Source organism: Vibrio sp. Vb1127 (assembly GCF_033338735.1).
GTDB lineage: Bacteria > Pseudomonadota > Gammaproteobacteria > Enterobacterales > Vibrionaceae > Vibrio > Vibrio alginolyticus.
This window is the reverse complement of sequence record NZ_JAWOTF010000044.1, coordinates 1-12438: the sequence shown is the minus strand read 5'-3', so window position 1 is coordinate 12438 and position 12438 is coordinate 1. Positions and strand designations below refer to the sequence as shown.

Annotated in this window: 10 protein-coding genes; 8 read left to right on the top strand and 2 right to left on the bottom strand. The window is 38.6% G+C overall.

The annotated features are described in order from the left end of the window. Positions 1 to 165: 165 nt before the first annotated feature. The 8 genes from R7H07_RS23500 (at position 166) to R7H07_RS23465 (ending at position 8139) form a co-directional block, all read left to right on the top strand. Positions 166 to 639 (top strand): GrpB family protein, encoded by a 474-nt coding sequence (locus tag R7H07_RS23500; RefSeq protein ID WP_104979375.1) that lies wholly within the window; start codon positions 166 to 168, stop codon positions 637 to 639. 151 nt (positions 640 to 790) lie between these two features. Beyond that, a complete protein-coding gene (locus R7H07_RS23495) occupies positions 791 to 1273 on the top strand; it encodes a nucleotidyltransferase domain-containing protein (RefSeq protein ID WP_115386103.1) in 483 nt (160 codons plus the stop codon). A gap of 276 nt (positions 1274 to 1549) precedes the next feature. Continuing rightward, a complete protein-coding gene (locus R7H07_RS23490; RefSeq protein ID WP_140144532.1) occupies positions 1550 to 2755 on the top strand; it encodes a site-specific integrase in 1206 nt (401 codons plus the stop codon). A 107-nt stretch (positions 2756 to 2862) separates the two neighbouring features. Then, entirely contained in the window at positions 2863 to 3816 is a 954-nt protein-coding gene (locus R7H07_RS23485; RefSeq protein ID WP_140144530.1) for a hypothetical protein, read from the top strand. Positions 3817 to 4351: 535 nt separating this feature from the next. After that, positions 4352 to 4594, top strand: a complete 243-nt coding sequence (locus R7H07_RS23480) for a helix-turn-helix transcriptional regulator (RefSeq protein ID WP_012841735.1) — start codon at positions 4352 to 4354, stop codon at positions 4592 to 4594. Further along, positions 4587 to 4838 (top strand): hypothetical protein, encoded by a 252-nt coding sequence (locus R7H07_RS23475; RefSeq protein WP_140144528.1) that lies wholly within the window; start codon positions 4587 to 4589, stop codon positions 4836 to 4838. Before R7H07_RS23480 ends, R7H07_RS23475 begins: the two co-directional genes overlap by 8 nt. Then, positions 4835 to 6379 (top strand): replication endonuclease, encoded by a 1545-nt coding sequence (locus tag R7H07_RS23470; protein ID WP_140144526.1) that lies wholly within the window; start codon positions 4835 to 4837, stop codon positions 6377 to 6379. Before R7H07_RS23475 ends, R7H07_RS23470 begins: the two co-directional genes overlap by 4 nt. A 161-nt stretch (positions 6380 to 6540) precedes the next feature. Further along, positions 6541 to 8139: a hypothetical protein gene (locus R7H07_RS23465; RefSeq protein WP_206960142.1), complete on the top strand. Its 1599-nt coding sequence runs from the start codon at positions 6541 to 6543 to the stop codon at positions 8137 to 8139. A gap of 524 nt (positions 8140 to 8663) precedes the next feature. Here R7H07_RS23465 and drt3b read toward each other — a convergent pair. Together drt3b and drt3a are read right to left on the bottom strand one after the other, a co-directional pair. Further along, the gene (gene drt3b / locus R7H07_RS23460; RefSeq protein WP_206960141.1) at positions 8664 to 10706 is read right to left on the bottom strand and encodes an antiviral reverse transcriptase Drt3b; all 2043 of its coding nucleotides are present in this window, start codon (positions 10704 to 10706) and stop codon (positions 8664 to 8666) included. Then, positions 10697 to 11968 carry an antiviral reverse transcriptase Drt3a gene (gene drt3a / locus R7H07_RS23455; protein WP_206960140.1) on the bottom strand — a complete coding sequence of 424 codons (1272 nt, stop codon included), beginning with the start codon at positions 11966 to 11968 and terminating at the stop codon, positions 10697 to 10699. The genes drt3b and drt3a overlap by 10 nt, the downstream gene beginning before the upstream one ends. Positions 11969 to 12438: the final 470 nt, after the last annotated feature.

Below are 12438 nucleotides of genomic sequence, written 5' to 3'. Positions count from 1 at the left end.
GTTAGCACTAGGCTTTGAGATGGGCAACTAACAAACAATTTAAGAGTGATTCGGCACGCGTGGCATTTTTACTATGCGTTGGTTTTAGTGATTAAGGTGGTATGCGGGAGCATCGTTTTGTGTGCCTCACACCTTAATTGGGCGTTATGCCTTTTGGGAGAAAATATGCAGTTTTACAAAGCAGATGAATATCAGGCATCTTGTGAAAACCTGTATCGTAAGTACGAACTTGAGATAGCTGCTTTACTTCCAGATGCATCTATTGAGCATATTGGAGCTTCCTCTATCCCTAATGCTGTATCTAAAGGTGACCTAGACATACTTGTTGGTGTTAACGGCAAGGAACTAGAAAATGCAGTAAAGTTACTTTCTACTCTAGGTTTCAACGAAAAATCCGATACGTTAAGAACTCCGGAGCTTTGCATGCTGGAAAATAGCTCAGGTGAGGATGTCGCTTTTCAAGTTGTAGCTAATGGTTCGGAATTTGAGTTTTTTGTGGGGTTTAGAGACAAACTCCGTAAAAATCCTGAGTTAGTTCAACGATACAATGAGCTGAAAATGTCTTGTACAGGTTGGTCTCACGAAGAGTATCGTCGGAAAAAATCAGCTTTTATTGAGCGTGTGTTAGGACAGGCATAACAAACTGTTTAAGAGTGATTCGCAACGCGTGGCATTTTTACTATGCGTTGGTTTTAGTGTTTAAGGTGGTATGCGGAAGCATCGGTATTGCGTTGCTCACACCTTAACAGGGCGTTATGGCGCAGGGATAGAATCAGCTAAGGGAAACTATATGAGCGAGAAAGTAAAAGTAGCCTTGAACTGGCTCAAAGGTCTTTTGGAATCGGAGAATATCGAGTATCAAATAGTCGGTGGGTTGGCGGCAACGGTTCATGGTGGCAGTCGTGAAGTCGCAGACATCGACCTCTATATCCACAATTCAGATGCAAAAAAAGTATTAGCTCACGTTTCACAGTATGTTTCTAAGCCACTTACTCGTTACTCGGAATATGGCTGGGACTTAGAGTATTTTCAGTTAATCTATCGAAATCAAAAAATTGAAATAGGTTTGGCTCAACATACCAAGATCCAATCTTCACTGGACGGTTCGTGGCACCAACTTGAAATCGACTTCTCAAAGTCAGTTGTCAAAAGCTATCAAGGTATTGAATTACGGGTCATTCCAGTATATCAGTTGGTTGAATATAAGCGAATATTGGGTAGGGAAGTAGACCTCATAGACGTTCAGCAGTTAGCTTCAAGTTCAGCGCCATAACAAAGCATTTAAGGGTGATTCTCAACGCTTAGCATTTTTCATTCCATCGTTGGGTTTCGTGTTTATGGCGCATTGGTTTAGGTTAGGTGGTGGCGTTGTTCACACCTTAATGCTGTGTTTTGGTAGTGTTTTTCAATAAACAGCAATGAACAAATATGATTCATGGTGTCATATAAAACAATGATTTAAGTATGATTTGTTTGTTCATCCCTGTTCATTTTTAACCATCGTTATACAATCGTTTTGCTACATAATCGCTACACGGATGAAACGACGATGGCTCTCAAGCAAAAGATTACCAACACCTCAATCAAGAATCTGAAGATAGATGACAAGCGTTTGAACGACACTGAGATTAGTGGTTTTCACGCACGTATCTCCCCCAAAGGTATCATCAAATACTACTTTTACTATCGCCTGAATGGTAAGCAGCGAAACTACCTCTTAGGTGCAGCAAACTCTTTAACGCCAGCCCAAGCCCGAGATTTAGCCAAAGAAAAAGCGGGGCTTGTCGCAGGTGGCAAAGATGTTCAGGAAACGCGTTTTGAAGCTAAACGTGAAGCGTTAAGAAAGACACTGACGCTAGAACGATTTCTTGATGAGCATTACGAAAGTTACTTGCTGGCGCTTAACCCTAAAACCGCCAAACAGTCCTTTATGTGCATTAAAAGCAACTTTAAACATTTAGCGCATAAACCTATGTCTGAAATTACGGCTTGGGACGTTCAACAATGGGTGTCTGAAAAGCGCAAGTTGGGTAGGGCATCATCAACTATTTCATACGCCTACAATCGCTTGAAAGCCGCGTTTAACAGAGCGGTTGAATGGGATTTCATTGACTCGCATACGCTTAGTAGCGTGAAGATAGTCAAAGAAGATGATCAGCGGATTCGTTATCTGTCTAAGATAGAAGAAGCTGCATTACTAGACTCATTGAAAGCACGTGACGTTCGCATGAGAGAAAATCAGAAGCAAGCCCATCGCCAAGAAGTCCCCAAACTGCGATATGTGGACTATTTAGAACCTTTAATAGTGATGGCGATGAATACGGGCATGCGAAAGGGTGAAATGCTGACCTTGTGTTGGGAGCACGTTAACTTTGAAAATCGTTACCTCACCATTACCTCAGAAAATGCGAAGTCGAAGAAACGTCGAACCATCCCTTTAAACGATACCGTTTTCTCTATGCTGAACGATTGGAAAGCACAGAACTATTCTGAAGAAAGTGAACTCGTGTTTACCTCAAACGGAAAGCCGATTGATACCTACCAATATCAATGGGAGCAACTACTGAAAGACGCCAATATTCACAACTTCCGTTTTCACGACTTACGCCATCACTTTGCCAGTAAGCTTGTCATGGCGGCGGTGGATTTAAATACCGTTCGGGAGCTTCTTGGTCATGCCGATTTAAAGATGACGCTGCGGTATGCCCACTTAGCGCCGGAGCATAAAGCATCGGCGGTGAACCTGATTGGTTAGTGTTGTGAACCGCGCTGAAAAATAGTCGTCTAACTGCTGGCTTGAGTAAGCCAAGACTCCGTTTAGTGGTTAAATTGCCTCACCAGATGGAAGACAAAAGGCAATTCATGGAGCAGTTAACCCGTCGATTTATTCGGTTAAGTGAGATACCCGAGAAAACCAGTGCCACACAAGGCGATGTGATGGCGGCCATAGAGGACAGTCAGTTAACGTTGTTTGCCTACGTTGAAGGGAAACGCCTTGGCGCTTATGGTACGAGAAAAAAGCAAAAAGTCGTGTATGCCGTCTTTGATTATCACGGCATGGTTCAGCTCAAGTCGAAAGATGCAGTGCGATTTATCCGACTAATGAAGCCCACTGAAATCTCAGTGCTGTTGGCGATAGAGCCAGAAAACATCACGGGTTGGTCATCGGTGGATGATGTGTTCCCGAACATCCAAAAGACAAACCTACACTACACCAAGCAATGTCCACCGTTGCCAACCACTCCCATCAGTGCTATTGCCGAACTGAGTGCCACGGCAACCGTTGAAAATGTCGTGTCTAAGTTTGCTTCGGCTTTCCTGAACCCAGAAGAAGACGAGAAGCACGCTAAAATTCAAGATGCACTATTAAACCTGAACATCAATGACTCAACCGCGCAAGCTATACGCCTAATCGCTAAACCCGTACTCATTAACCCTGAGCAACTTCGGGTAGAGGTTGAAAGTATCAACCGTTGGCTCAGTACCATTCAACCGATATCCACGGTTGAGTCAGTAAAGAAAAGCAGTGTAAGACTACGAGAAGTGGCACTGTCACACCCCGTTGAAAAGGTCGCGTATCGCGTATTGGAAACCTACGGCGACCAAGACGCCCCCAAGGTGTGGGAGTTAATCAAGAAAGATTCACTAGAAGAGGTTGCAAAGCAATTCGATACAGACGGTTACATCATAGAAGTGATGAAAGACTGTATTCTTTGGTTAGACAACAAAGGAACCGAGAACAGTTTGGGGTATCAGTCCTTTCGTAAGAAACACCTCCCTTTGGTAAGAAAAGCGATAAGAGAGAGTTCAGAATAAACAGTTCGGTTGGCTAACGGTTGGATATGTGCTGAGAACTTGGCGTAATGAAAGTAAACGGTTTTTAGCACTTTTCTGACTCACTCAACCGTCACGTTTATCGCCTACTGGACTAACAGTTAATACGTTCAGGCTGCTACATCATATTGAGTACTAAAACCACGCTTAAACCTTGCACTTAAAGGCTTAAGCAAAATGCGGTAACGGTTGGTTTAACCGCTGTGTAGTAGTGCAAAAAGTGTTGCTTTAGTGCTTAATAAGCGTTGATAAGTCTCACTTTGGTTGAAAGTCACTCTCACGCAACCGAATCTAACCAGTGCTATCTTTGAGAAAACTGTTCGATACGATTTCGTCACTATTCAATCACCGCTACTTAAGCTCCGCAATCACACCCCAAAATCCGTCTTAAGCAATCGATATGTTAAGTGCGTCGCAAAATTGGCGGGGTGACGTCAACCGTATCGTCAACCAAATCGTCAGGTGACGTTTACGACTGTTTACCGTGGTATCAACTTTAAATCAAAGAGATACCGTAATGACAGATTCAAACGTTGAAAAGCGCGCTTACACTGAGCAAGAAACCGCAACTTACATTGGCATGAGCCGCTCTTACTTAAGACAAGCGAGAATGGAAGGGCAGCGCAATAATCGAACTATCGCTCCTCCATTTATTAAAATTGGGCGCGCAGTCCGTTACTTAAAAGAAGATTTAGATGCTTGGCTGGATAATCACACCAAGCTTGAACATTTGTGTCAGGGAGGTGCGGCTCATGGCTAATCTGACTCAAGAGCAAATCATGCTCATCAAATGGATGAAGACCGGACGCACTTTTCAAGTGTGCTCGGACTATTGCCCTACTCAGGGCGAAGTTCAGCCTAAGTCGAGACTACCTATTCAGGTGCATCAAAAGACCATTCATAAGCTATTTAAAGAAGGCTTGATTGAATTTACGAGCCAGAAGTACTTTGGTCTGCGTTGGGATGTCTTTTCCTTAACGAGTAAGGGGAAAGCACTCCTATGATAACCATCGACCTTGCGAGCGTTAACCGTGATGACAGAGCCTTTGTTCAGCAAAGGCTTTCTCCGTTTTCGGACGAAATTCAGCGCATACTATTTAATGAATACTTACGTCAGCCAACAAAGTTCGAGCGAAACACTTATCTCAGAGTCACGACTAATAACATTGCTGCTAATCTCTCCCTACCGATTGAGAAAATAGAACTGAACCTCACGGAAGAAGACCTGAGAGCTAAAGCGAAGCAACTTGCCCAAGAAGTCTTACACCGACGTCGCCGCTACCTTAATGACGAGTCCGCGCTTCAACCACTAAGAGGCTATGTTGCTCGAAAAGGTTTAACCCCCTATCAGGGACAATATTCCTTGCAAGGAGAGGTGTCACGGTACAGCCACAAGAACTGGTGGTTAAGAGGACTTAGAAAAGCTCTAAGACGTAATATCGAGACCGTGCTGCATCATCTTAACCAAATCAACAAGCAAAAGAGTCTCTACTGCTCTCAGCCAACGCTCATTGCCCGGCTCAATCAAAAGGCATACCAAAAAGCGTATCTTGAGAACACCATAGCGACCAATGAGCTTGGACAGAGCTTTTCGCTGCTTGAGTTATCACAAAAGGGCGTATCAGACCCCAAGATACGCAAAGGGGAGTTAATGGTAAGAGCAAGAGGGTTTGAAGACTTAGCTAACGAGCTAGGTCATGTAGCAACCTTTCTAACCATAACGTGTCCCTCCAAGTATCACAGAAGCTATTCGAAGTCAGGACATATCAATACTAAGTGGGATGGTTACACCCCATTAGACGGTCAATCCTACCTCAATGAGACATGGAAACTTATCCGCTCAAAGCTGAATCGTTTAGATGTCCGTTTCTATGGTTTTCGTGTAGCAGAGCCACAACATGATGGCACACCGCATTGGCACCTATTGCTGTTTGTCGACGCTGATGACTATGAAACGATGATTCAAACCATGCGTGAATACTCAATGCGAGAAGATGGAGAGGAAAAGGGCGCAGAGCAACACCGCTTTACCGAAGTGAAGATAGACCCGTCAAAAGGCAGTGCAACGGGCTATATCGCCAAATACATTTCCAAGAACATTGATGGCGTAGACTTAGAAGATGGTATCTATGGGGAAGACCCGCTTGATGCCGCGGCACGCGTTGATGCTTGGGCGTCATGTTGGGGGATTCGTCAGTTTCAACAGCTAGGCGGCTGTTCTGTGACTGTATGGCGAGAATTAAGACGCCTTAAAGATACTCAAGACCTACCAGAGCACGCGAAGACCATCATTGAAGCGGCAGATAAAGGTGACTGGAAGACCTTTACCCAACAAATGGGCGGAGTGTTTAGCAAACGTAAAGAGCAGGTATTCAAGCCACACTATGAGTTTTCAGTAGATAAAGAAACGGGAACTATCAAAACCAGTCTGTACTGCGCTAGCGAGCTAATGCGGGCATTAAAAGGCGTAGCCTTAGCAGGTCAACAGTTCATCACAAGAGTGTTTCAGTGGCAGGTATCTTCAAGCGTGCGATTTGCTCTTTAACGTGGAGTTCTGTGAATAACTGTATTTAATCTATTCTTTTACAAAGAAATCCCCCAACGCTTGATAATAATTCTTAGCTGTTGACCAAACATTTATAATGACTGATAGTGGTTAATACTAGTTGAATAATTCAGTATTTTGGTTTGTGTAGGAGGTACAGTTTGGGGAAAAGTGAGTTTCAGGGAGCTCCAGGGGAATCGTTAGTTCAATATCTAGCAAATAAAGATGACATCCTCGCCTCATCGCCTCAACAAGATCAGTTCGGTTGGGACTTACATTTACAGTTTAAGTCTAACACGAGCACATTTTTTCTGGATGAAAGTGAGAGCAATTACAATGTGTATGTTCAGATAAAGGAATTTGATAAAAGGTTCGCGGAGTACACAGGAAGAAGTATAAAACTCTCGAACATCCACCACATGGTGACCTTAAATGCCCCTTGCTTTGTTATATATGCGCAACCCAAAAGAAATGAAATTCACCTTGTACATGTTGATTTCAAAATCATTGAGCATGGGCTTAGAAAAATTCGAGAAGCCCAAGCTAGCAATACACCACTTCATGAAGCTACCATAACTATCAACCCTCATACTTACGGCTCAGAGAAAGTCGATCTATCTGGAAGCTTAAAAGATAAGTTAATAGAGATCATAGGCAATTCGCCAAGACGTTATGTCGAAGAAAAAATTGAGTATGTGAGAACTGTAGGGTACACGAGTGGTTTAGCCCAAATAACCGGTAAAATTCCAACGAAAGACTTACTAGATGTCGAACTTGGGATTAAAGATAGCATTGAAATCGAGTTGTTAGAATATAATCATCTTCGCTTTGATATACCTCTTCCTCACCCATATACACCTGCCAAAATTGAGTTGCTCAGCAATGAGTATGCCGCGTCTATTGGTCTAACTGATGATGTAATACCTGATAACGAAGAGCTTCTATTATGCGCTAATGACGATTCATTACCGATTTCGTTGAGTGGAAGGTTAAGGGTTTCTTCGCAATCAGCACTATATGGTGTATATGCCTTTGATAGTGACTATTTCAAGCTTGTTATTGAGGAAAGCAAGAGCTTTTCTGTAAGAGTTACATTCTATTGGGATAAGTTACTATCCAGCAACATAACTATAGATGAACTCAGGCACCAGTTAAATGTTGCAAGTATTTTATTTAACAAAGATGAAAAGAAGTTTGGTTTTTTTTCATTGGATGAGGGGCAATGTGACAGAACCTTTGAGCAATCAGATGGAGCTGATATGGATAATATTCTCGATTTACTATCGATTTTGGATAATATCGAACAACTCATGAAGGTGCTGTCTATTAGACTCTCAACTCCAGTTTCTCCAAGGGGGTTATTTACAAACATGAAGGAATATAAAACCATACTTAAAATACTTTTTAACAACGATCAGCAAGTACTAATGCTTAGTAAACTGGAGGAAGTAAATTCTGGGGTATCGACTCTGCTTTTTGTTCCGATTCAAATCAAATTCTTAAATAAAGAATACATCCTTACATTAAAGATTCAAGGGAAAATCGAAGTATTTGAACACCAAGGGTACTTCTCTCAAGGTTATTCAAAAACTTTACTACCCCCGATTATGGCAAATAAAAAATCTGTTCTTTCTTTATTCAAAAGAATCGGTAAGCTGTTTGATATGGATAAAGAAAATCAGCACCACATAGTTGTTAATACGACAATGGACAGTAAACTTGTTTCAACAGTCGATGATTTCTATGATTGCCAAAAATAGAAAACGGGCAGCTGAAGGCGTAACTCATAAAGTCACTCATCAGCTCATGGTTCTTTGGGCTCAAACTAAAGGAAGGCTTTTGTCCAGAACCGTTAAACTAGAACTTTTAAACTCAAATGTGTACCCAACGTGCTTGGTAAGAAAATAACTCATACTTAACCTATTCGTTGGAGGTTTTCCTTATTAATAGTTATCTGAAAGCGCGTGCTAATACTTTATTCACCATATTAGGATGTAATTTGGAAGTTTAAGAAAATAGTGATGTAGATAATGTGAATTTGGAGAACTACCTTTGATAGTTGAGATGTTCAATGGAGATTAAATATGATGTGCCAAAGGTTAAGCTACGAGGTGCTATAAATTGTAAAGATAGTGTAGTAGAGCCTCAACATCAGGTGTGTGAGGCGAACCTCTCGCCACCGCCCTCGTGGATTTCTTGCGGAAATCTGTTTTGGCTGCGCGAACACGTGGATCAAGATCCACTTGAGTAATATTGGCTGCTACTACATTTTTATGATATTAGTTTAGTAAACTGGGTGCAACTCTTTTCTCATCAAAAGATCGAATAAGTCTGAATTTGACCACTTAACAAACCAATAGGTGTTAAGTAATTCAGTTGTTATATCTTGTATAGTAAAACCTTGCGGTATGGATGGATATAGTTTTTCTATAACTTTTTCCTTTAGTTCTTCAGAGATGTGAGGACATGTAGATAAATCTAACATTAAGTGTAATAATTCTGAGTCCTTGTTTAGATCGCTTGATTCCATTTTCTTCATACAGGCTTCTTCTAGATGATTTTTTATCTCTTTATATTTAGATTTGTTTTTGCAGTAGTACAATATTGATATAACATTAAAATACGAAATGTTTTCACTAAATTGCAATAAAGGCATAAGGTACTCTGGCTCAATAGAATAATTATCATCAAACTCATTAGTTGATAGAAGGATGTTTAATCTTTCTAATGTTACAAAACCTTCTCGATAGCTGTCATTGTTCTCACTATTAAAACTCCATATAATGTCTTGCATAACCAAAGTCCTTATATATGGAGAATGCTCAGGCATAGTTGATAAAATAAATCTATCAATTTCGATTATTGACTGTGCGATTTTATTTGATGAATTCAGGGAGGGCTTAACACGATAGAAGAATAGCATTAATTCCAATAATATCTCTATAGAATCTCGAAAGATTATTTTTGGATCTGACTTGCTTTCCAACTTGTCTATATTTGTTTGAATGTATGATGAATACCCATATATTAATGAGCTTATTCTATTATTAAAAACAGAAATTAGGTAAGATGAAGTTAAGGTGTAGTCTTGAATGTTTTCTTTGCAAAGTTTTTTGATTTTGTCAATAAAAGTATTTTTGAATCTTCTTTTTCTATATATTTCTCTAGGTTTTGATATTTTATTTTCCTCCTTATACGTAGTTAGAAACATTTTCTCATCAAAATCTTTTAATATTTCATTTATTCCGACGATGATCGAGGATTTTTCTGTAATTAATGGTCTTTCATATTTTTTTGTTTTCTCTTCTGAAAGATAAAGGTTATATTCGTTTAGGTAGTCGCTTATTGCGTTGAATATTTTTTTTGATGTTTCTTTGTTTTTTGAAAATACAATGTAGTCATCAACGTATCTGATTATTTCGTAGTCATATGGTCTGTTAAGTTGGAAACGATTATATAGGAAGTTTTCGATGTTAATATCTATTCTTTGAAATATAATTTCTGAGAATACCCGACTGAATTCAGAACCAACACAAATGCCATTTGTCTCATTGTTATTGCTCCGCTGCATAAGAGTATCAAGCTGCTGAGATACTTGATTGGAGTATTGAACATGCTCTTTTATATGTTCTTTTTCTTTGGCTGCCCAAGATACTGAGTGAGAGTAAATACTATCAAAGCAGTTTGCAATATCCAGCAACCACATATTTGAAAATCTTTTTTCTAATTCATAGAATCGTTCTGAGTTATATACTTTGTATATTCTAGTATGTCCTTTGTATGAGAAGTAAGAGGATGCAGTTTTCTTATATAACTCTGACTCTAAAGTGTCTATATCAATTTTTTTATAGTCATATTTTTCAATTTCTCTCTTGTTTGTTTTTATTGTAAATGAGTTGGCTATTTTTACAGGAGCTCTACTTGAGAAGTTGCTTTTTGAGCATAAATAATTTATATCTGAACTGTAGTCTCGATAAAATTCCGCCATGTTTAATTGGGTTCTAGGGTGAACAAGAGATAGTGTTCTTAAACTATGTTCATTTTTAACTATTTTGTATTTGTATGGTGATGAGAATTTATTTTTGTTTTGAAACTTAACTGGAGCGCTTAAGCTATCATCTAGAGATGGGTCAATGAATTTTTTATAAACTTCTTTAACTAAGACATCTAGATTTCCTAATCCATTTTTACGTGAGCGGTGTGAGTTGATATAGAAGCCTTCATTGCTGAATATGAGCGGAGTGTCTGAAGGCGATGTGTCAGTAAGCAATGCTCTTAGGTAGTCTTTTTTATCTAGCTTAATAACTTTTTTTCTTACTATTTCCATATTTTTGTTATCTCTTTTAATCTATCTGGGCTGTATTTTTTATATATTTTATCTTCGAATCCTTTCTTGAAAGAGTATTTTAAAAGATTTCTTTTTTGTAATAAGTTTAAGTTGTTTTGTTTTTGAGTGTTAAACAGAGAATCATAACCAAAAATAAATTTTTGAAGAGATATGTCTAGCTGACACAAAGAATCTGATTTTTCAGTTAGCAAGCTAAAGTTGTAGTATATTCCTGTTGGTATCTTGTGGTTTGTTTTCTTTTGAACCAAGTCTCTATTACTCGTTAGAAAGGAAATTCTTGCTTTTAATAACTCAAAATTACCGTCCTTATTATAGCTAACTAGTGATTTTGATATTTTTGTTTTAAAAGATTTAATTTTTCTGTTAGACATTTCAATTTTAACGTCTCTAAATATGGCTAAATCTCCTCTCCCTTTTCCTGGGATGTGAGTATCAATAACTTTAAATTCATAACCAAGGTAATCAAATTTAGCTACAGTATTACCCTCTGGTTTGTCTCCGGCTTTTTTTCTTTTTTTTACGGATATTATTTTTTTCTTATTATAGTTAAAGTATACGTTATTTGGTAGATGGTTTTGTATGTCTTTGTAGAATTTATTACCATCTTCTAATGAGGTTGTTATAATAAATATATCATCAACAAATCTATTGTAATATATTACTTCTTTATTTCTCATGATATGTTTGTCAAATTCATCTAACATTACTTCTGCAATTGTTGACGAAAATTCCAAACCTCTAGGGAGATATCCACTAAAATTAGATAGGTAACTAATCAAAATATTTTTTGTGTGTGTTGATACTTCAACCTTTTCTCTAATTTTCGATTTTATATCTTCGAGGAGAATTGACTCAAAAAAGGACTTGATATCTAATTTATATATTCTGTATCTACTACCTTCTCTTAAAAAAGATTTAATCTCTTTACATACTTTATGGCGGTTCTGGGGCTTTACTTTAAGGCTTTTCGCTACGTTATATGAGCATCGTCGGAGTACTAATTTTTCTTCTAAATTTGATGAAAAATAGGTTTTTTTCCCTTTGAGCCTATCCTTATCGGACTGGTAAAAGAAACCATGGTTGGAACCACCTTCGAAGTTACTTGTTGCAATCTCTAGTGCTTGCTCTAAGAGCTTATTTCTATAATCGTCGTTTGAGAGGTTGCTATCCCTGTAGAAATCATCTGGGTATAGGAACCGTGCTAAAGTGGATTTACTGAATGCCTGATTAAATGAACGCATACTCTTCCTGAAATGATAATATTGTTAGTAGTGAAATTTGTTGTATATAAAACGATGATATTATTTTGACGCTGTTGCATTCAAGAACTAGATGATAAGAGAACTTGATCGTAGTCAAAAGATTAGAAAAGATTAGAAAAGATTAGGGTGGGTATTGCGCTTTTCTTCTGATGATTTGACGTACTATATCCATCCCAGATTGGTGATCTGGATAAAACCGTCTAACAGACTTATGTCTAAAGCTTAGTTATAAATGTCCCCTTAGTTCTGTACCTAGAGTAGGCAATTTATTTGATACACATTTGCTACATGAAGTATTGAATAGTGTTTGTTTGTTGTATTTAATGTATTGAAATATATGAGTTAAATTTTATTTTTCTTACACCTTAATGCGGCGTTAGTACTGGGTTGGCATCAAAGGCTAAAAGTTTCTGTTTTTATTGGTTTCTTTTCCTCGCTTTACATCTGAT